Annotated in this window: 18 protein-coding genes, 1 tRNA gene and 2 rRNA genes; 10 read left to right on the forward strand and 11 right to left on the reverse strand. The window is 34.5% G+C overall.

Annotated elements, in window-relative coordinates:
* Nucleotides 1-2 precede the first annotated feature (2 nt).
* From MHM_RS02460 to MHM_RS02470, 3 genes are all read right to left on the reverse strand, one after another.
* Complete coding sequence (locus tag MHM_RS02460; RefSeq protein WP_146222393.1) at nucleotides 3-917, reverse strand: glutamyl-tRNA amidotransferase; 915 nt, start codon at nucleotides 915-917, stop codon at nucleotides 3-5.
* Nucleotides 918-1,049: 132 nt separating this feature from the next.
* Nucleotides 1,050-1,376: a thioredoxin family protein gene (locus tag MHM_RS02465; protein WP_015511870.1), complete on the reverse strand. Its 327-nt coding sequence runs from the start codon at nucleotides 1,374-1,376 to the stop codon at nucleotides 1,050-1,052.
* Between the two features lies 1 nt (nucleotide 1,377).
* Nucleotides 1,378-2,139, reverse strand: coding sequence for a hypothetical protein (locus tag MHM_RS02470; RefSeq protein ID WP_015511871.1), 762 nt, complete (start codon nucleotides 2,137-2,139; stop codon nucleotides 1,378-1,380).
* 5 nt (nucleotides 2,140-2,144) lie between these two features.
* Here MHM_RS02470 and MHM_RS02475 point away from each other — a divergent pair.
* Nucleotides 2,145-2,221 (forward strand) — tRNA-Arg (locus MHM_RS02475).
* Between the two features lie 13 nt (nucleotides 2,222-2,234).
* Here MHM_RS02475 and MHM_RS02480 read toward each other — a convergent pair.
* Nucleotides 2,235-2,711, reverse strand: coding sequence for an inorganic diphosphatase (locus MHM_RS02480; RefSeq protein WP_015511872.1), 477 nt, complete (start codon nucleotides 2,709-2,711; stop codon nucleotides 2,235-2,237).
* Nucleotides 2,712-2,727: 16 nt separating this feature from the next.
* On the opposite strand from MHM_RS02480, the gene MHM_RS02485 reads away from it, so the two are divergent.
* From MHM_RS02485 to MHM_RS02495, 3 genes are read left to right on the forward strand one after another with little or no spacing between them, the layout of a single operon-like run.
* On the forward strand, nucleotides 2,728-3,627 hold the full coding sequence (locus MHM_RS02485; protein WP_015511873.1) for a DUF6856 family protein: 900 nt from the start codon (nucleotides 2,728-2,730) through the stop codon (nucleotides 3,625-3,627).
* A 57-nt stretch (nucleotides 3,628-3,684) separates the two neighbouring features.
* On the forward strand, nucleotides 3,685-4,083 hold the full coding sequence (locus tag MHM_RS02490) for a hypothetical protein (protein WP_015511874.1): 399 nt from the start codon (nucleotides 3,685-3,687) through the stop codon (nucleotides 4,081-4,083).
* On the forward strand, nucleotides 4,083-4,358 hold the full coding sequence (locus MHM_RS02495) for a hypothetical protein (RefSeq protein WP_015511875.1): 276 nt from the start codon (nucleotides 4,083-4,085) through the stop codon (nucleotides 4,356-4,358). Before MHM_RS02490 ends, MHM_RS02495 begins: the two co-directional genes overlap by 1 nt.
* Here MHM_RS02495 and MHM_RS02500 read toward each other — a convergent pair.
* Complete coding sequence (locus tag MHM_RS02500) at nucleotides 4,355-5,677, reverse strand: hypothetical protein (protein ID WP_187286227.1); 1,323 nt, start codon at nucleotides 5,675-5,677, stop codon at nucleotides 4,355-4,357. The genes MHM_RS02495 and MHM_RS02500 overlap by 4 nt on opposite strands.
* A 304-nt stretch (nucleotides 5,678-5,981) precedes the next feature.
* Nucleotides 5,982-7,286 (reverse strand): hypothetical protein, encoded by a 1,305-nt coding sequence (locus MHM_RS02505; RefSeq protein WP_043902212.1) that lies wholly within the window; start codon nucleotides 7,284-7,286, stop codon nucleotides 5,982-5,984.
* A gap of 146 nt (nucleotides 7,287-7,432) precedes the next feature.
* Between MHM_RS02505 and MHM_RS02510 the strand changes: the two genes are divergently transcribed.
* The 6 genes from MHM_RS02510 (at nucleotide 7,433) to rrf (ending at nucleotide 14,860) form a co-directional block, all read left to right on the forward strand.
* Nucleotides 7,433-8,053, forward strand: coding sequence for a hypothetical protein (locus MHM_RS02510; protein WP_015511878.1), 621 nt, complete (start codon nucleotides 7,433-7,435; stop codon nucleotides 8,051-8,053).
* A gap of 211 nt (nucleotides 8,054-8,264) precedes the next feature.
* Entirely contained in the window at nucleotides 8,265-8,867 is a 603-nt protein-coding gene (locus MHM_RS02515; RefSeq protein ID WP_043902162.1) for a hypothetical protein, read from the forward strand.
* Nucleotides 8,868-9,957: 1,090 nt separating this feature from the next.
* The gene (gene ruvA / locus MHM_RS02520; protein ID WP_043902163.1) at nucleotides 9,958-10,599 is read left to right on the forward strand and encodes a Holliday junction branch migration protein RuvA; all 642 of its coding nucleotides are present in this window, start codon (nucleotides 9,958-9,960) and stop codon (nucleotides 10,597-10,599) included.
* Entirely contained in the window at nucleotides 10,600-11,562 is a 963-nt protein-coding gene (gene ruvB, locus MHM_RS02525) for a Holliday junction branch migration DNA helicase RuvB (RefSeq protein WP_015511882.1), read from the forward strand.
* 205 nt (nucleotides 11,563-11,767) lie between these two features.
* Nucleotides 11,768-14,697 (forward strand): 23S ribosomal RNA (locus MHM_RS02530).
* A gap of 53 nt (nucleotides 14,698-14,750) precedes the next feature.
* Nucleotides 14,751-14,860, forward strand: a 5S ribosomal RNA gene (gene rrf, locus MHM_RS02535).
* A gap of 129 nt (nucleotides 14,861-14,989) precedes the next feature.
* Here rrf and MHM_RS02540 read toward each other — a convergent pair.
* From MHM_RS02540 to tmk, 5 genes are read right to left on the reverse strand one after another with little or no spacing between them, the layout of a single operon-like run.
* On the reverse strand, nucleotides 14,990-16,336 hold the full coding sequence (locus MHM_RS02540) for a M17 family metallopeptidase (protein WP_015511883.1): 1,347 nt from the start codon (nucleotides 16,334-16,336) through the stop codon (nucleotides 14,990-14,992).
* 4 nt (nucleotides 16,337-16,340) lie between these two features.
* Entirely contained in the window at nucleotides 16,341-17,474 is a 1,134-nt protein-coding gene (locus MHM_RS02545; RefSeq protein WP_015511884.1) for an HAD hydrolase family protein, read from the reverse strand.
* On the reverse strand, nucleotides 17,475-18,752 hold the full coding sequence (thrS, locus tag MHM_RS02550) for a threonine--tRNA ligase (protein WP_015511885.1): 1,278 nt from the start codon (nucleotides 18,750-18,752) through the stop codon (nucleotides 17,475-17,477).
* Nucleotides 18,752-20,566 (reverse strand): M3 family metallopeptidase, encoded by a 1,815-nt coding sequence (locus tag MHM_RS02555; RefSeq protein ID WP_245529196.1) that lies wholly within the window; start codon nucleotides 20,564-20,566, stop codon nucleotides 18,752-18,754. The genes thrS and MHM_RS02555 overlap by 1 nt, the downstream gene beginning before the upstream one ends.
* A 41-nt stretch (nucleotides 20,567-20,607) precedes the next feature.
* Nucleotides 20,608-21,291 (reverse strand): dTMP kinase, encoded by a 684-nt coding sequence (gene tmk / locus MHM_RS02560; protein WP_015511887.1) that lies wholly within the window; start codon nucleotides 21,289-21,291, stop codon nucleotides 20,608-20,610.
* Nucleotides 21,292-21,303: the final 12 nt, after the last annotated feature.

Here is a 21,303-nt window from a genome sequence, read left to right on the forward strand (position 1 = left end):
ACCTAATAATTTAAGTGACTATTGCAGCTGAATATCAAAGCTGCAGGTTTGGTCAAGCAGGGAAGTGCTGACAGACGACTCTGTTGAGTGGCAGAGAAATTCAATTTTCTATCTAATTTGAATATTTTCCAGATAATTAAGGATGAAAAAGCTACTGAGGGAATTAAAAATAGATTTCGCATAATAAAGAACTGTTCATAAGGTAAAGTAGAGATCATGATATCAAATAGTGGGAGTGTAATGATATCTACTAGTACATATGCGATAAAGTTAACTGCAGTTAATCTAGTAAGAGAATTGAAACGTTGAGCTGTTTTTACAATTTTAGGAGTTCTAGAGCATAAAGATACTAAATTAGTGGAGATAAGAGAGAATAATAGGAGAGCAAGTATAGTAGAGAGAAATGCAGGGAAAAACCAACTAGGAAAAGAGATTGACTGAGAAAAAATATTAAGAGAAATTCCATTGCTGTGTTGACCATTTGCGAATGTTGCCTGATGAAAGAAGTAAAAGGCTGTAGCAGCTATGGACATTAGACCTACTACTGAAATATTGTTCAGCATTCTAGAGAATCATTCCTGAGTTTTCTTATCTCTGAGCACTATGAATATAAATCCTCCTAGAAATCCATTAAAGACTGCAGCGAATAAATATCCATAGTTAAATACTGAAGAAGTCAGAATCACTGTTAATAAATCTGTAAGTAGACCTATAAGCATTCCTATAGTGGGGCCATAAAGGCTCCCGCCTATCTTAATTAGTATTGTTTCAATTAACAATCGACTTCCAGGATAAATTTGAAAAATTATACCTAGTAGGTTGTGAGTTAAAAAAATGATTGCAAAAATCACTGCAGTATTTGTAGCTATGATCATTGCGATACTTGATATTGTGTTTATATCTAAACTTGGAAACATTAGATAGTTTTTTTGCAACCATACCCTATAAAAAACCTTTTTTAAAAATAAGAGAAATATAAATAGGCAGAGTGTAATGCCGGCATAAAATAGGATATCCTTGCCGTCGAGGCCAGAAGAAAGGCCCAAGGCCTAGAAGAAGTACTTCTCGATTAGAAGAACAAGGTTATCATGTTCAAATAAACCTACATGTTTTTCCATCGGTTTCTCGGATCCTGACAGAAATATCAGTGTGGGAATGGAAGTTATCTCATACTCTCGGGCTAATTCAGGAAACTCATTTATATTTACCTTGTAAAATCGAATCTCCCTGGAATATTTTTCGGCTAGGGAAATTTTCTCTAGTATAGGCATTAACTGTCTACAGGGAGGACATCAATCAGCATAAAAATCAATTAAAACTGACTTTCCCTGCTGAATAAGTTCTTGAAGTTCTTTTTCATCTTTTAGGGGAATCACTTTACTGGGAGATATTCATCTTTAGAGAATTTAAGTCTATTAACTGTTCTTTTCGAAGAGTATCTGGTACGTCTACAAGATCGTAGTCAAAAGAGATTGGTAAATCGATCATTAGATTTGGGGGAAGTATTTTCTTGAATCCTGAGTACCGCTCATTGCAGAAAAAAGATGACCTCTCTAGAAAGGTGAGATCAAACTTAATAATTGCCTCTGTCAGCATATTATTTTCATAGTTTTTATTCAAATTTTTAAGTAATAGTAATTGTTTATTTTTATCTCTAAGATAGGAATAATTTAAAAGTAATTTTTTCGCTTCAAATATTTCTAGGTTATTGTAATCTGCGAAGAAAGTGAGTCCCTTAAATTTTTCTTCAAATTCAAATAGTTTAGTAGACTCGGATTTAGATTTTGAGAGTTTTCGACCATGCGATTTGGAGCGACTATTGAGATAAGCTTCCACTTCAAGTAGATAATTGTACATCAAGATATGTTTTGCTTCTGGAGAAACAAAATAAACCTTTTCTAGAGTTGCTAGATCTTTTTCCGGTGCGTAATTAAAGTGGTAGTAAAGGGAGAGGTCTTTAGTTTCATTCTGAAATCCTAGAAAATTGCACTGACTTACATGAAATTCTGTAAACTCTTTGATTGCATCTTTTAGGGAAAGATTAAATTCATTATGAATCTTTCCGAAAAATTCATCTACGCTTTCCTGTACAAAGGAAAAAGTATCAGGAAGTAAAACTTTCTTAGGTGCTTTAGTCACTAATTACACCTATAGCTTAATTGGACAAAGCATTTGACTTCGGATCAAAAGAGTGTAGGTTCAAGTCCTACTAGGTGTGCCAGTATATTTCAAATTTAAACCTTATATCTCTGTTTAGACTCTTCTACTATCTCTAGTGTCTTAGATAAAGAAATAAATTCCCCTAATTTAACTTCCTTGTTTTCTAACTTTTTATAGTTTAGGAAAAATTGCTTGAGTTCTATAAGCCAATGATTTGGAATTTCCTCTAGCTTAGTAATGTGAGATAGTCTAGGGTCTTTGTTGAGAATCGCAATAACTTTAAGATCATTTTCTCCTGAATCTATCATTTCTAATGCTCCTAAAATTCTTCCATCTGCATAGACTCCTGGGTGGAGTGAAATATTAGAAATGAGTACTACATCTAAGGGATCTCCATCCTCTCCGATTGTATCTGTGATGAAACCATAATTTTGAGGATAGACTTCTGCACCAAACAGAACCCTGTCTAACTTTAATTTAGAATTGGTAAATTCATATTTAACATTGGAGTTTTTTGAGATTTCGATAAAACATTCATATATATTGTTAATAAAGTTTAGCTAAAATATGGGCATTTTACTCAATCTACTCTTATCTAAGTTTAAAGCTATAGCGGTAGTCTCATCATGCTCTATTAGTGCTAGTGCAATTACCATTCCTGTGATGATCGCTGGAGATAAGTATGAGCATTTCTTAATCAGAGAATTTAATCCTGAACCTAGAAAATATTCAAGTGAGTCAGGGGCTGTTCAAGTCTCAACTGACTCTAGCAATAATTACACCAGTGATACCTCAGAATTTACTCAATTTCCGGAAGTTAGAGTTTCTAATTCTCAGCTAATCAAGGGAACAACTAATTATAATAATGGAAATTACGTACTCTATTTTGGTTCAGAAGCATGTCCTAACTGTAATAACTTTCTATACAGTGAAAATGAATCGCCTAAAACCTGAATAGGTGCTAATAAAAATTTCTACCACAATGGAATACTTTTTGAGACTTATTCCCTAGCTAAAGCACGAACCAAGGGAAATTTAAAAGATTTAAAATTCATATTTTTCAGTGATGAGATACCTTCGATGGACTACAGAAATAATGATGATCTGGCCAGAATACCCTGAAGTAAATGGGATAGAACTCTAGTAAGTCAGGGATATATCAAAGATGACTATATTAGATATGACAAATCAGCTGTTGAGTTTAGAAAATTGCAGTCACTTTTAATGTATTATTTTGGGGAAAAAGCGTCAGGAATTCCTACAGTCATAATCTACAAGAATGGAATTCCCTTCGTATATGGTAGTGATAAGATAACGGAATTAGAGGAGGATAAAAAAGGTGCAGGGAGTGCAATTTCTCACTGAGATGCTACAGCTGGAAATACTGCTCAAGATGTAATACTTAGATTTGACTTATTCCGACATTTGAGTTACATATTCGACAATGAACTTGAGTGAGTGCGGTAACAAATTTATGCTTTTTTTAATAGAGAAATGTATTAGTATATTGAAACATTCGAGATTATGAGAAAACTGACTCTCTCCGAGAAACATGAATACCTAGGGGGAGCTTCTACTAGCAGAAGAGGCTGTTATGCCTCTTCTTCTCCTTCTAGTAAAAAGCTAGCGTGTTATAACTCGAAAATACACAATATGTCCCTTTTAACACTGGCTACTATTCCTGGGCTTATTGCCCTGGGAGAAGAACTCTACAATCTCGTTTTTAATAGGAAAAATGCTGCGATTCAAGCATCATATGAAGGGGGTATTGTGGGAGGAAGAAATTACTACTCTAGTCTTTCAGGGCTAGACCACAGGAGAGATTTTTATGCCTATGCTTCAGAGGCTTTTAGACCATCTATTAGATTTTCTCCCTATTACTACAAGAGTGGGATTACCTTTGCATTGCCTTGATTGAAATAATGAGAAAGCTAACGCTAGAAGCAAAGAAAAGTGTGAATGCCGGCGCTGCTTCCATGATGGGAATTGCGACAGGAGTCTTAACTGTTACTGGGGTATTCAATTTGATACTAGATTTATTTAATAGGTATTTTAGGGGCTCTGCTAGAAATGTTCAGGCAACTGTTCCTAGCTGTGAAGGTTCAGTAGAAACTTGTTTAAAGGTTCATCCAGAGTTATGAGCTGTTCCGGAAGAGCACTCCAACAGAATCACTATATTTCCTGAAAAATCTAATTAGATATTTATTCCTAACACATTTTCCTCTTCAGGTCTTCACTGCATGTGCTGTCTCCGATTAATAAAGAAATATGCAATTTTAAATGCCCTGGTATAGATAAGATATCTAAGTTTTGCTCACAATCTGCAATGAAGTGGTATAAATAGGAAGTGGGTAGTGCAGTTAAAAATTAGTAGTAGTAGAATTGCATAAATTATCTCAGCTTGACTTACTGAGAGTGTAAGTCCAATGCAGAATGCTAGAAGGTATAAGGTCGGTGTTCCTTCGGTGTGGAATTGGCATTTCAGATCATATCCTTGTGACTTGAAAAATGAGTCTTTCTTCTCATGGTTATTTGGTGGATAGTGAAATAATCTTCCCCTAACTATTGTTTGAATCCAAAAGGCTAAAAGCATCAAGAAAGAAACCAAGATAATTTCTGGAAATAAGTTAGAGGTTGAAAGATTAGAAGACAACATAAAAAGGAAGTTTAGCCCTATCATCATCAAAGAAGACAGGGAGAGAGAAAGGGCGCTTGCAAGATTGAATCTAAGAGCGCAGTAACACGAGAGGGGGAGAGTTGATCAAAAGATTAACTTGAGGAGAGATTTGAGTGCCGGCATAATTGAAAAAGCATCAGTGGATTGTAAAGTTCAGTGCAAGTGCGTAGAATCTTGATTTTTCTTTTGGTCTTTGCCATTAGTTAGAGTTGAAATAATGCTTTCCAAATTAGCGGTTTCAGGAAATAGGTAGTAGAGCAGATTTACTGTATTAGGGCTTTTAGCTGCAATTTGTTGTGGAATATTCTTTAGTTCTCTAAATTGACCATTTAAACCTTTTAAATTGTTTTCAATTAAATTCTTGGAATTCTCATTTATAGTCAGTAATTTATTTCCCTTAAAAAAACGTGGAAAAGTCAATTCAAAATGAGAGAGTCAGAGTACAAGTCCTAATCCTCCCAATATAAATAAAAAAGGGGTCGAGGTGGAATAAAGATTAACTGGAGCTTTGCTGGCTACACCAAAAATGGTTTGTAGAGCCCCTGGTCTAGGTTTTTCAGTATCAAGTTCCAATTCTGTGCTTTGTTGAGTGGCCAATGCTTTTCTTGAAAGAAGAAATTTTCTATCAGAAGCTATTGAAGAAATAAAAGAAGGAAAATAAAAATTGGAAACTAAGAGCCAGAGGGCCAGCATGATAAATGCTCCCAGGATGACTACAATTCCTGTTTCTCTTAGAGAAGCTGGCAGTAGGAACACGAAGAAAGCCCCCGGAATTAATAGGATAAGTCCCAATTCGAAAGAATAAGTGTTGATTTTTTTATTGGCTAAGGTTATGGCCATTCGCACAGAGTAGCTTTTTTTTAGAAAATAACGTCTGGCTAACCTCAACCAATTGGAAGAAATAAACTGCGAGAATAAGTACAAACATATTGCTCCGAATAAAGTGGATTTAGTGTAGGACAGTCCTAAAAAAAGAAGTATGTTATAAATTGAGGCTGTGGAAACTAAAAGGAAGAGAGAGGTGACTATTCCTGGGAGCCTATATTGATAGGTAGTCATACCTAGTAAAAAGAGACAGAGGAGAAGGCAGGGTAGTCAGCCCTCCATCTCTTAGTTAGTAACTAGGGCAGCTAACTAATAGTCTCTAAATTGTGTTTTCTGCAGAAATATAACTCTCTCGAATGATAGAAAAATAATCAACTGAATTGGAGTCTAAGATGATAGAAGGTCACATTTTCTTGCTATTGTCAGTAGTTCTTAAGGTGAAGTTTTTAACACTGTGATTTTTTAAGATATCTAACAACTTGGCTGCATCTCAGTCTTTATCTATAGACTTATCTGGAGTGACCGTAACTTTGGTATTCTTGTTGTACCCTTTAGATTCTTCTACCTCATATAGGGCATCGGGTCCGGTAGCATAAGTCACGTATGATGGAAAAAAAGACTCAAAACCCCTTTTATCGCCCCCCTGAATTATTTGAACTAAATGTCCTTTAAATATATCGGTGTTTTTAGCTTTTTCCTTAAGTAACTTATATAACTTGTTGATATCTTCTGAGGTTATCTCTTCTGGCTTTAGTCTAAGGGAGCCGAGTCGATTATCGCTTCGCTGTATTCACATCTCATGATAGAAAAATTCAAATAATTCTTTTTCTTCATCTGTTAACTGTTTGTAGAGGGATTTAATTCTTTTTCTTAGCTCTCACTTATGTTTTCTATTTCTAGCGGAATTGTAAAGATCTTGTATAAATGGCTCTTTCTTTAAGAAAGGTTGATTGAAAAATCAAATTTGGAATCCAAAATTTAATTTCAACTGTAGCAAATCTTTATCAAATCAAACGAACCATTTTTTATCTCCTATTTGGTCAGAGGGGAAATACACTAACCTTCGAATCTCTTCTGCAGAAAGTTTGGTGTCTTTAAAGTAGAGATCTATTGCATCTTGATTTTGGGGATTTCTCGCTAATTTAAAGTATTCCGGAAGTCAATTTTTGGTTTCCAATAATGTTTTAAAGAGATTTGCGGGGGTCAATTCAGTGTCCTGCATTTTTTTCTCAAAAGTTCGATCAATAGTTAGCTGATTAAGTTTTACGGTCTTCAACCACTCTCAGTCTCTATTTTCTACAAATTTGGGATTTTGAATATGAATGAAAAAATTAGGATTGCCTGAACCTTCCATTCCAGAGAAGCCTCATTTATCTATTCTGTTTAAGTGGCTAGGTAGTGAGTGATACTTTTTGTAGTATGAATCTAATCGATTTTTGTCTTCATTAATCAATTTTTCGTCTTTTTTGGCATTTTCTTGGATGCTAAGAAGCGGTAATCTAAAGAAATAATGGTGGACTTTTTGGGAAGTCTGAGACAGTTGAGAAGTATTTTGAATAACTGGTGCTGAAATAGTGCCTAATAGAGAGGGAGCTAGTATTAAATGTAGGAGTCTAGCTCCCAACAATTTATAGATAATTGAAAATTACAGTAACTTAAATTTTTTTAATTATAAAGATTAGGCTTTATTTGCTCAAATTAGTATGTTAAACTCGCCAGATTTGTGAAAATTTACCACTTAACTAGCCAAAAAATATGCATTAACCTAGCATGTTTGTTTCTGGCAAAACTGTAATAAGTTGCTTGGGGGTTGCTGGAGGAATATGCGCTGTAAGTGTACCGATTGCTATTAATGGAAGAGGAGCTTATGTGATGACAAAACAGACAAGTTTACAAAAATGCGATAACATGGCTGCGGGGAATTGAGAAAAAATAAATTTTGACAATAATGTTCATAATAAGATCTGCTGATCTTTAGGCAATGGAGCAGTAGTTTCTATTCAAGAGGAGGATAAATATACAGCTTTATTTAAAAAGCAGTGAAATTGGCTCATGGGTGTAGAAAGCAATTTAAATGAGGTGGTGTCAAGTGATTGAGGCAAAATTTGTGATGATAACTCAGTAGAACCATGACTCTTATTTGATACGGAAGGGTCCGTTAATTATCTAGGATTGTGTTCAAATTCAAAGCTAGAGGACACTAAATTTATTAAACGTGTAGGAAATGTTCCGGATGTTGGAGATGCTAGAAGTTGAATGCTTCAAATTTGCGATAAAAATTGTTGAAAGGCTGAGGAAAAATTAGAAAACAAGGTAATACTAAAAGAAGAAAGGGAAAATAGAAATAATTGAAAAGCTGTGTCCTTTTATCATCAAAAAATTAAATCTTAAAAAGAGCTGGTGCTCATAATTTAAAAAATAAGTTTGGTGATTTTTTAAGACTATATTAAGTGTGGTTTAGAGGATGACTTAGCCTGCCTATTACATAAATTTTCTGCTTTTTTCTGACACAAAATATGTTTTTACTCTAAAAACAATACTAATTACCTTAGTAATGATTTCTTTGTTGCAACAGTAGTCGATGACAATACCCTTAAAAATTGTGCTGGGAGGAGCTAGTATCGCTGGAATTTGCTCTTCTATAGGAGTGCCTGTAGCTGCTCATTTGGGAAAGAATGATTCAAGAAAAGCCGCTATAAATACCGAAGAAAAACATATGACGAGCGATTTAAGGCAAGGTATTTCTAGAGGAATGAAAGAGTGTGCGCATAGTCCGTTAACGTCGCTAGTGGAAATTTCCTTTGGCAGTGATACAGTAGAACGAGTGTGCTGGACTAGTACTTCAGAAACGCAAGATAAAAGGACAATTAGTGCTTTATTGAATGCGGCTTGAGAATTAAAAAATAATTGAAAAGGCTTACACTTAGAAAATGCTGTAGTTTATTGTAGGCAACAAAATGAACCGGATGAAGATAACTCTGTATGAAAATCTACTCCAAATGATGATGATTGTCAAGGGATAGAGTATATCAGATTGAAAAAAGATGCGGATGAACTATTTTTGAGAAAAGAAGGAAAAAGTGTTCAAAAGATTTGGAGTTGCCAAAAAAATTGTTGATTAAATGAATTCCAAGAACGATTAGAACAGCAGGTAATCAGTGAAAATCCAGAAAATTGAAAGCAGTTCAGTTTTTACATCAATTAAATAGAATGTAATTTTTTTGCCCCCCCCCCAGGGGGGGAGCGGAATAATCAATAATAGTTAATATGCCACTTATCCCTAGAGAAAATTACCAAAGATTCATTTAATTGAAGCGATAAATGGACTAGACTTTAAAGGCCATATTTAGATGTACTGGTTTAATAGGTGGCAGTTGCGCCATAGGAATTCCCCCTCGCGGTAAGTTCGGGACGGGAGAAGGGGCGGTTTGACTCTAGTTTAGCAATTTCAATAATTAACTGCCCGGAGATTAATAAGAGTAATTAATCCGAGATAATTTTTGGGAAGGAGAATATTCCAAAAGTATGTTGAACTGCGGAAACATTTGAAAGGAATAGCGCTGCAACAGAGGCTTATTCTAGCTTATTTCAAAAAAATGGAAATTTAAGGATCGAAATTGAGCTCAAAATAATGAGGCGCAGTGAATGAGGCGATGTTTGGGAGATGAATTAACTTCACAATGAGCAATATTTACACAAAGGTCGGAAGTCTTGGGATATTGTGATAATTCTCCTCTAGGGAGAGGACTCTATTTATTCGAAAAGAACGAAAGTTTAATCATTCCCTAGAGAAAGAAAGTCTAAATCTGTAATAAAAACTGTTGAGAAAAAGATATATCAACGTTGAATAATGGTCCGAAAATATTAACTATTAAAGATAAAGAATCTTGGAGGTTGGCTCATTTCTATTTGAAACAGTAGTTTTATTCATGATTTAGGAGCGTTAGGCGTGAGGGGATGATGAATAAAAGTATTTTTATAGATTTTTAATAATCAAAAACTTAAATATTATGAAGGCATAGAATATACCTTGCGCTGTAAAGGATATCATGTAAAATCAGTCCTAAAAATTAAGTTTTTTAAAACCTTTTTCTTCATATAAATAGTGAAATTAATGAATTGCATAATTTTTATCTCATAAAACCCGAAAAATAGATTTTTTAATCTCCCTACTCACCCTTAGAGGGGGGAGGATAGGAGATTAATCTTTTGACATTTTTAGATTTTGCTCACCGGAGATAGGGGGAGCTAATTTTTATGCTCTTTCCTAAAGTATTAAACATTTACAAAATGAGGTGTATTACCTAAAGTGCAAGGTCATAGAAATACATCCTAGTTATGTTATTGCAGAAGCATCTAATGTAGCTTACAGAATTAATTTCATAAATGCTTCTTCTCTAGCTGAAGGGGAAGAAACTGTAATTTACATTTTTCAAGAATTTAGATTAGAGCTGAAAAATCAAATAAACACTAACCTATATGGCTTCTTAACAAAAGAAGAGATTGAAATTTTTCATTTTCTTATTACTCTTAAGGGAATTGGATGCAAAACCGCTCAAACCATTCTTTCCAATGACTTATATCAGCTATCAACTTTTATTTCTAGAAAAGATAATCTATCTCTCTCCAAACTTAAGGGTTTAAATTGGACCTTAGCTAACTCCTTACTATTAGAGGTTGCGCAATCTAAAAATATTCGCAATGTGTTCATCTCATTAAATCAAGCATTGCAATCCAGAAATTCTCAAAATGAAGTCAAAGTATGTTCGTGAAATGAAAATGAGGTAATTAATTCCCTAATAGACATAGGCTATGAGTGAGATTCAATCAAAAAAGCTCTAGATGACTTAAGGGCAGAGAATTTAACTTTTCCAGATAATAATGCAGTAATTAATAAATGTTTACAAACCATTTCTCAATTCCGCAATTTACAGTAAATGACATTTAATTTCGAATTACTGAAATTACGACCTAGCTCGCTGAAGGAGTTTGTGGGAAAGCCTGAAATAGTCAAAAGTATTCAAGTTGGAGTAGAGGTTGCTAAAAAGCTAAATAAACCTCTGGAGCATACTTTGTTTTACGGTCCTCCCGGAGTGGGAAAAACTTCATTAGCTCAGATAATTGCTAATGAATTAAAGGTAAATATCAAGATAGTGCCTGCCACAAATATTCAAATTTTGCCTGATCTAATAGGGGTTATGAGCTCCCTTAAGGATTTTGATGTACTCTTCATTGATGAAATTCACAGCCTGAAAGTAGAGTATATAGAAATGCTGTATTCTGCGATGGAAGATAATGTACTAGATTTGCTAGTCGGAAAGAGTTGTAATTCTAAAGCTATTAGAGTGAATCTCCCTAAGTTTACATTGATTGCTGCAACTACTAATTTGGGGGCTTTGCCTAAGGCATTAGAGGAGAGATTTGGATATATTTTTTTCGTAGATTGTTATACTGATGCAGAAATAAAAACCTTAATTAATCAATTATGCAAAAAATGGACTCTCTTCCTAAACAAAAAAGAAATAGAAGTCATAGTATCCAACTCAAGAGGTATACCTAGAAATGCTAAAAGAATACTACGGAGGGTTCTTGACTACAAAACGATCAATAAGGGATGCTCTCTACAAGAAGTAATTAAAGAGTGTGGCTTTACTTTTCAAGGCTTAACTGAATTAGATTTGAAATATTTAAGGTTTTTAGAAAAAAGTCATTCTTATATAGCTGGAATTAAATCTATTGTCCAGGGCACTAACTTAGATGAATCTACATTAATGAAAAAAATTGAACCTTTTCTGATTTTTAAGGGGTACGTATCAAAAACTTTTAGGGGAAGAATACTGACAGAAAAGGGAGTAGAATTGCTTTCTGAATTTCAAAAACAAAATTTCAAAAACTTGTAAAGACAAAAATCTAAAATTATAAAATTTTTAATTGCAAATTGTTAAGAGAATGGGGCTGTGGGCCCCTTTTAAGAAACAATTATTTAATACTTTTTCGCTTTGAAGATTTTTATCATAAAGTGAGAAGGTGCAGGTTTTTGAAAATTCTTAGGAAATAAACAATAAAAAAACCGAGTAAGTTAAGTTAGATAAAGAAAGATTCGAAATTTAAATTACTAAGGGCTAGTAAAGGATTTCTTGGAAATGATAGGCGATGAAGGACGTGTAAATCTGCGAAAAGTATCGGGTAGTCGATAAGAGACCTTGATCCGTTAATCTCCGAATGTAGAAATACAGTAGCAACTAATCTTGCTACTATTATTACATAAATTCATAGTGTAATAAGGCGAACTTGGCGAAGTGAAACATCTCAGTAGCCAAAGGAAAAGAAAGCGAAGCGATTCCCTCAGTAGTGGTGAGCGGAAGGGGAAGAGACTAAACCAATAGGACTTGTCTTATTGGGGTTGTAGGACTTTATTGTGGTATTTCTCGACATAGTAGAAATTTACTGGAAAGTGATGCTATAAAGGGTGAAAGCCCCGTATACGAAATGAAGAGAAAACCTAGAAGTATCCTGAGTAGGGCGGGACATGTGAACCCTGTCTGAATCCACCCGGACCATCGGGTAAGTCTAAATACTAATCATTTACCGATAGTGAACAAGTACTGTGAAGGAAAGATGAAAAGAACCCAGATATGGGAGTGAAATAGAACATGAAATTACTAGCCTACAAAGTGTCAGAGCACATTCATGTGTAATGGCGTGCGTTTTGAAGTATGAGCCGGAGAGTTATTGCAAGTTGCAAAGTTAAACATATAGTGGAGCTGAAGCGAAAGCGAGTCTTAATAGGGCGTTTTAGTAGGTTGCAATAGACCCGAAAGGGGACGAGCTAGCCATGAGCAGGTTGAAATTTGAATAACATCAGATGAAGGACTGAACCGACTGTCGTTGAAATGATAGCGGATGACTTGTGGTTAGAGGTGAAATTCCAATCGAGTTCCCTGATAGCTGGTTTTTGTCGATATAGTTTTAGGACTAGCGTCAGTGCAAATAATTAGTGGAGGTAAAGCACTAAATCTATAAGGGCATCTCGCGATGTACCAAATAGAATTAAACTCTGAATTCCATTAACTTTATACTGGCAGTGAGACTATTTGGGATAAGCTTTATAGTCGTGAGGGAAAGAGCCCAGACCAACAAATAAGGTCCCTAAATTAAGCTAAGTGGAAAAGGAAGTCAAAATTCAGAAACAACTAGGATGTTGGCTTAGAAGCAGCCATCATTTAAAGAGTGCGTAATAGCTCACTAGTCTAGTTTTTTGGCGCCGCAAGTATAACGGGGCTAAGCTTAATACCGAATTTTTGGATTCAAATTTTCTAAATTTGGGTGGTAGACAAATGTTGTATGAGGCATGAAGTTTGAGCGAGAGTACAAATGGACTTCATACAAGTGAGAATTCCGGCGTGAGTAACGAATGAAAGTGAGAATCTTTCTAGCCGATTGATTAAGGTTTCCGGGGCTAGGTTCGTCCTCCTCGGGTTAGTCGATCCTAAGGTGAGGTCGAAAGACGTAATTAATGGATAACAGGTTAATATTCCTGTACTATCTTGGACATTTGATGGACTGACAAAAGGGGTTGAGGTAAGAGGATTATTGGATTTCCTTTCAAGAATTCAAGCAATCTAGGGTTGAAAATCACTCTAGAGCATTTGTTAGATTCAAGTACGACTTTTACCAGTGATGGTAAAGGAAGTTACTGTCAATCGTATTTTCCAGAAAAAGTTCTAAATTTTATGTCCAGGTTATTCGTACCGAAAACGAACACACGTGATCAAGGAGAATATCCTAAGGCTAGCGAGCTAACTACAGTTAAGGAACTCTGCAAATTAACTCTGTAACTTAGGGAGAAAGAGTACCCGCGGGAAACTGCGGGTCACAGTAAAGAATGAGGGCGGACTGTTTAACAAAAACACAGCTATATGCAAAATGAAAATATGAAGTATATGTGGCGACACCTGCCCGGTGCCAGAAGGTCAAAGAAGGAGGTCAAGTCGAAAGATGGCAGCTTTTAACTTAAGCCCTGGTGAACGGCGGCCGTAACTATAACGGTCCTAAGGTAGCGAAATTCCTTGTCAGGTAAATTCTGTCCCGCTTGAATGGTGTAACCAGCTCTTGACTGTCTCGACTGTAGGCTCGGTGAAATCCTGGTGAGAGTGAAGACACTCTCTTGCCGCTATGGGACGGAAAGACCCTATGAAGCTTTACTGTAACTTGATATTGTGAAAGTTTATTGATATTAGAGAATATGTGGGAGACTAGGAAGATGATGCGCTAGTGTTGTTGGAGTCGACAGTGGAATACCACAATTTCAATCAATTTTTACTTACATAACACCATATATCTGGTGTATGGACAGTGTTAGGTGGGCAGTTTGACTGGGGCGGTTGCCTCCTAAATAGTAACGGAGGCGCGCAAAGGTACACTTATCGCGAATGGAAATCGCGTGCAAAGGGTAATACTATATGTGTGCTTGATTGAGAGACAGACAAGTCGACCAAGTAAGAAATTAGGCTATAGTGATCCGGTAGTTCTGAATGGAAGGGCTATCGCTCAACGGATAAAAGCTACTCTAGGGATAACAGGGTAATAATCTCCAAGAGTTCATATCGACGAGATTGTTTGCTACCTCGATGTCGACTCATCTTATCCTGGGGGTGAAGCAGCTCCCAAGGGTTCGGCTGTTCGCCGATTAAAAAGATACGTGAGTTGGGTTCAAACCGTCGTGAGACAGGTTGGTCCCTATCTGTAGTGGCTGAAGGAAATTTGAGGGGATTCATTCCTAGTACGAGAGGACCGGAATGAACACTCCGCTGTTGTATCAGTTGTTTCGCCAGAAGCATTGCTGAATAGATAAGAGTGGATTAGATAAACGCTGAAAGCATCTAAGTGTGAAACTAGCCTCAAAAAAATTTCCCCCTTTGAATTAAAAACTCAAAGATAAACATGGTGGAAGATCACCACCTTGATAGGCTACAAGTGTAAGTGCAGTAATGCATTCAGCTAAGTAGTACTAATTATGTGAAAGATTTAAAAGGACTTTTTTTATCTAACTAAATTTATTGTTATTTCTAAGAATTTACTACTTCTGTGCAGTCAGGATACTATAGTGGAAATACTTATTCCCATTCCGAACATAACAGTCAAGCACTATAGGCTTAATTAAGCCTCTACAAGAGAGCTTTTTTAAGTTGACTGCACTAATTTATAAGATAAACTCGTGCTTAAAAATACACTTATCAGATTTTTAAATAACTAAATAAGGTTTTCTTAACTTTAGAGGGCCCGGCGGCCCTCTAACTGTTTAACCCTACAATTTGTACAATTTCTTTATTTTTTAGTCATAAAGTCTTTGGTATAAAAATACAAAGTCTTCAATAGAGGGGCTAATGCTACTTTGGCTTTATCTTCTGTGTTAGACACATTGGCAATATCGAGGTGAATGTAATCTTTTTTTTCTCGAAATTCAGCTAAGAAGGTTGCGGCTCTAGAAGCCCCCGCTGCTCCTGTAGTAGCTGCATTTTTTAAGTCTGCTATTTGACTTTTCATTTCCTTTAGATAAATTTTGTCTAACGGTAATCGTCAAATATAGTCTCCTGTATATCTTGAAGTCCTATATAGTTTCTCCCAAATTAAATCTGAAGTTGTTCAAGCTCCTGCATATTTAGTTCCAAGTGCATATTTAACTGCACCAGTCAGAGTGGCAATACTAATGATTTCTGAAGATTTAAGCTCCTTCGCTGCATAGGAAATTCCCTCTGCCAACAAAAGTCTCCCTTCAGCATCTGTATTAGAAATTTCTACAGTTTGACCTCCAAAGGAGGTGAGTACACTATCTACTTTTATAGACTCTGAACCTATTAAATTCTCTGAAATGGTAAGTAGTGCAAAAAGATCATGTTTGGGTGTAAATTTAGTTTTTGCTAAAGCGAAAAATGTGGCCCCTACCAGTGCTGCTCCACTCATATCAAATTTCATATCAACCATATAATTTCCTGTTTTAAGACTTAATCCTCCGGTATCAAAGCAAATCCCCTTTCCCACTAGTGATATTTTTTGGGCTGATTTACCTGTTCCTTTTTTAAGTATTACTAGATAGGAATTTTTCTTATTTTGTCCAACTGCGCAAGTGAGATTAAAGCCCTTCTTCTTTAGTGACTCTCAATTAAAAACTTCGCAAACAACTTTTAATTTTTTTGCTTCATCTTTTAATTCAGAGACAAATTTTTCTGCACTCAAAATGTTTGGCGGCATCTCTGCCCAATTTTTAGCTTGGGTTTCAGCTGAAACGATATGGGAGATTTCCTCATTTTCTTTTTTCAAACCAGTTAACTTGATATGACCTGTAGCCTCATCTTTTTCTTTGTCAGTTCTAAAGGAAATGGGTTTTCTATTGAAAGTTTCAATAGCGCTCCTCAGATAAAGTTCTAAATCAAATTCACTAAAGGTTGGGGCGCAAGCTTTTGAGAACGAAGGAAAATCTACTTCTCAGTGGATTGCATAAGATAAACACTGTTTTAAGCTGGTAATAAACTCTCCGGGCTCTAGTTTATCTAAATCTATAAATAACACCGCTTGGGCTTTAGAATAATCACACTCACTCTTTAAGTGATTTTCTCCAACTTTGGCACTCAAATTAAATACTCTCTTATCAATCATGCTACCAGAAATTCCCATATCTTTATTTATTTAATTGACAATACTTCAACTGTTCTGGTCATAAAAAAAATAACTTAATAAGTGACTTATCAGTAGTTGAACCTTTATCTCACTTTCATCTTCTTTTTTCTTCATTAATCTCCCTTGATGAAAGCACTCCTGTTTCTAAATTGAATTCAAAGCAATTGTTTCTATAATTATTGCCTCTATTCTTAGTTTTGGAAAAATCAATTTTCTTGATCCTCTTATTCAATTGTTCAAATCCTAAAAAATCATCCTGCCAAACATATTTATGCTGTTTCCACCATTTGACTCATAGTTTGGGAGAGGAGCTCAAAAAAATCACCTGAGGCTCTTCTATTTCATCTTGAATCATTTCAGTTCAGCGCTCATCAGTTAACCAAAAAAAAGCTTTGGGGGCAATAGTCCAATCTGGAAATGTCAGAGAATAATACATTGAATTTTTATAAATGTAATCTGGGGATACTTTTAACACCTTTTGCATAGCCTTGACTTTTAAATTGTTTTTTGAAAAAAAATAAATTGTGTATTCAGTGGTAAACGAGGAAAATTTAATCCCAAATTCAGCCAAATTAGATAATAATTCTGACATCTTGTCTCTGCGTAAATCTACATCAAACTCATCAAAAAATACCTCAATACTATATATAAAGTGTTGCTGAAAGAGGGTTTCGATGTCAAACCAATCTTGCAATTTCTTATAATCTGGAGAAATTAATTGAAACTGATAATTCATGCCTCTATATTTAGAAGAGGTAATAAAGTTAATTCCGTAGGTGAAGGAGATGTCACTAGCTGTATGCACTACAAAACTGTAATTTCTCACAAAACTTAGTCTAAGAATGAATTTCGCAATATAAATATCTAAAAAATTTTCATATAACTTTTTCTTAGCTGCGATATCATATACACAGGCTCCAGAATTAATGACTAGATAACCCAGAGATAAATTTCATTCCCCGACTATCTCTCTGGCGAGTGAGAATGAATTATCGGTGAATAGAAACAAATTATTGTAAACACTCATTTCATGCAGTAAATTTCCAATTTCTTTAATTTCTTTTTGTGTGTACTCCTGGCTGGATTTAAAAAGATCTAAATCCAGCGCAATAATCTTTTCATTTTTACTAGTCATTTAATATTTCTTGCTTTCCTCAATTAATTGTCGAATATAGTCTACAAACTCAGGAAATGGCAATTCTCGAGGATTAGGTGCTCCTAATTGTCTGAATGAAACTATAGAAGGTCTGCTAGCTTCTCTTTCTCCAAACAAGATTTGAATAGCTATTTTCTCCCGAGCGGCATTAAATAATTTTTTCTGAAATCTATCTTTTCCTGAATCAATTTCTACTCTCACATCATACCTTTTTAGATTATTCATCAATTCTCTACATTCCTTTAAGTATTTGTCTGCTTCTACTGGAATTATTACTACCTGTACTGGAGCTAATCAAAAAGGTAAATTTCCCCCTCATCGTTCTAGGAGATATGCCGTAAATCTCTCTAAAGTTCCTATAAGTCCTAAATGAATTGTTCAGGGTGACACTAAATTTTGCTGAGGATCATAAATTTGAAAATCTAATTTTTCGCACATTAATGTATCTAATTGCAATGTAGAAATGGTAAAGGTTTGACCCATTGGGTCTATTACATTAAAGTCAATTTTTGGACCATAAAAGGCTGCTTCCCCCATTTTGACACTTAATTTAGGATAAAGTTCTCTTGCGAAAGCTCATTTACGAGCAGCACCAAACAAAATTTCTTCCGCCTTTTTTCACTCTTCGTGCTCAATAAGATACTTAGATTTTTCCGATCTAGTTGCTAAAACTATCTCAGCGATTTCTACTTGAAATTGTTGTAATAATTTTCAAATTCAGGATAAGGCTTTCTCTATGGATTCCTCGCACTGATTTTCTAAACAAAAAATGTGCGTGTCTATTAACTCCATGGAACGTACTCTCTTGAGACCTATTAATCCTCCTGAATATTCATGCCTATGTAATACAGAATTTTCTCCTATTGCGTAAGGTAATTGACGATATCCCTGAATTACTTCTTTAGCTAACAAAATGTGATGAGGGCACGTCATAGGTCGTAACACGAACTCTTCTTCATCTTCTTTTACTGGTTCAAAAATATTATCAGCATAAAGTGATAAGTGCCCTGTTTTAAGATAAAGTTGTTTTTTTCCTAACAGAGGCGTCCTCACTAATTGAATTCCGCAAGACTCTTGAAAATTATTCACATACTCTTTAATCACTTCTATTAGTACATAACCCCTAGGAAGTCAAAAGGGTAGACCCGATCCCCCCTCCTGGGGGAATCGAAATAATCCTTTATCTAACCCAAGCTTTCTATGATCCTGATCTAAAGTTGGACTATTCTTCACCTCATCTTCCTTTTTATAATTCACTAATTTTTAGAGATGCAATAAATTTCTTCCGCAATTTTTATATACTCCGAAAGTCAAGATTGGAAAATACCCTTAATTTTTTTTCAATTAGATTTTTCTTTTAGTGAAATAGACAACATTTCTAAAGTATCTAAATTGGAGTGGGAGCTTCCGGATTGTAAAAATTTATTAAATGCTTCTATCTGGGAATTTTTATCCTCTAAATTAAGAATTCTCTCAGCTAATAGTAGTGATGTAATTAACCCTACAGCATATTTATAAAGATAAAATTCTCCGCTATAAAAATGGGGAATTGTGAGGATTTTGTATAAAGAGTGTCAGGTATAATCTTGTCTATTCTTTTTAACTTCCTTTCCCAAATAATCTGAGAGTAAATTAGCGTAATCTTCTGCAGCTATATCAGGATTTAGTGCCGAAGTATTTAATATCTTGTTACTAAAAATATATTCTCACTCACTATAAATTAATTGAACTGTTGCTGTATTCACAAATGTAGTAAGTAAATGATCATAAATATAGAGTTGCTGCAGTTTATTATCCTTGTTCCTAAATTTCTTTAAAAAGTAGTAATTCAACAAAATCTCATTAAAAATTGAAGGGATTTCTGTAGTAAAAATGGTAGGAGATGAATAATAAGTATCTATGCCATCTATTTTTAATTCATGCACAGCATGTCCCAATTCGTGAGCAATAGTTAAGACGTCATCAAAATAACTATTGTAATTCAGCAGAATATACTTTCCTGGTAACTTATATGCCCCTCCGGAATAATAAGCTCCGCTCATTTTTCCCTTTCTAGGTAGTCAATCTATTCAAGGGTTGTTAAAAATAGTCTTAACCTCTGAAATATACTTGTCTCCTAACACGCTGAGGGCGCCTAATATTATTTCTTTCGCTTCTTCAATAGAATAGGTTTTCATTTTTTCTCCTATTTTTAATTCCAGGTAACCATCTCAATCGTGAAATTGCTCTAAGTTGTAAAGTTTCGCAATTAATTTTTTTCTAAATTCCCTAAATTGCTTAATTAAATCTTTCAAGCTCTTCATATTTTTATAGAGATCAAATATAAATTTTTGGTTAACTTCATCGCCGTAAAGTGCTGCTTCAAAATAACCTCCTTTAAATGCAATATTTTTAGATTCAATATTTAAAGAAAGAAAGTGGTAAAACAGCACTCTATATAAACTTTCTTTTTTACTGTTAACAAAATCGACATATTTTAAGTAAAGATTCTTTCGCAATATTCCATCTTCTGATTTCATATTTTTTAAATATTCTGGATAAGTACAAATGGTCAATTCCTCACCTGAACTATTTATCACTCCAGTCAATTTAAATTCTTTTTCACTAATAGTATTGAAAATTTCATAATATGAAGACGATAGTGGTGCAAATGTAAGTTCAAATTTAGCTAATGTGGGTGAAAGCTTATGCCTTTTATATCTAAATAACACTTCATAATACCTCTTAAAGTGAGAAAAATCTGGATGTTCTAAGTATTTTTCTATTAATTTTCTATTTTTAATAGCTTGGTCAGAAAAATTAGCTAATTGCTGCGCAAAAGGTATTGATTTTTGAATTAATTCTTGCTCTAACAGTAATCACTTGTGTTCAAATTGTTCTACATTTTGTTTATTGCTAATATAAGACTTTACCCTACTACTAAGAATTCGAAATTCTCTTTTTAGGTGGTGAAATTCCATTAATTTTTCCATAGAGGAAAAGGGATTGCCCTTATATTTTTCTAATATCTCTTGTTGATATTTAAAGATTTTTTCAATTCAAGAATCTAATGATTTTCCCTCTAGTAACATCTCTAGATTTCATTCGTATTGTTTTAGATCCATAACTATGTTTATTTAATTAAATTTTCAATATTTTTAATCACAAAACTAGCTTTTTCTTCTTGTGAAATATTAGGGGGAATTACTATAAATTTTTCCCCTCTTTGTTGTAAACATCTGATAGCTTCTAGATACCCATCTTGTAATTCCTTGAATGAAAATTTACTTAAGTCGTACTTATTAAATTTCTTTTGCGATTTTTTCTTAAAAAGCGCTAAGCTGTACCTGTTGGGGTCCGATTCTAAAAAGAAGGTAAGTGTGGGCTTAATTTTTCCAACAATGAAAAAAATATTATTCATTAACCACTGGAAATCTACTTTTCTCAAATAAGATTGGTAGACTAACGAAGATAAATAAAAACGATCACAGATAACTAGGGAATTTTTAGTCAATGCTGGTTCTAAAAATGTAGATACATGTTCCTTTCTTGCTGCTAAAAATAATAATGCTTCTGTTTCTGGGTCTAAATCATAGTGGTCGGAAAAAATTATTTCAGAGATTTGTTGATACTTTTTAGTGGTGGGTCTGGGTCCATAAGGCTCTGATGTGAAAAGAATTCTCTCCTGAAAGTAATTTCTAATCGCTGGATTTTCTGTATTGGAGAGTTGCTGTTTAATAAGTTCTATGAGAGTTGTTTTTCCAGAGTTATCCATTCCTTCAATAACTATAAAACACCCTGTGGATAAATTTTTCATACTTTTTAACTA

Origin of the sequence: Candidatus Mycoplasma haematominutum 'Birmingham 1', from assembly GCF_000319365.1 — a bacterium.
Classification (GTDB): domain Bacteria; phylum Bacillota_I; class Bacilli_A; order Mycoplasmatales; family Mycoplasmoidaceae; genus Eperythrozoon_A; species Eperythrozoon_A haematominutum.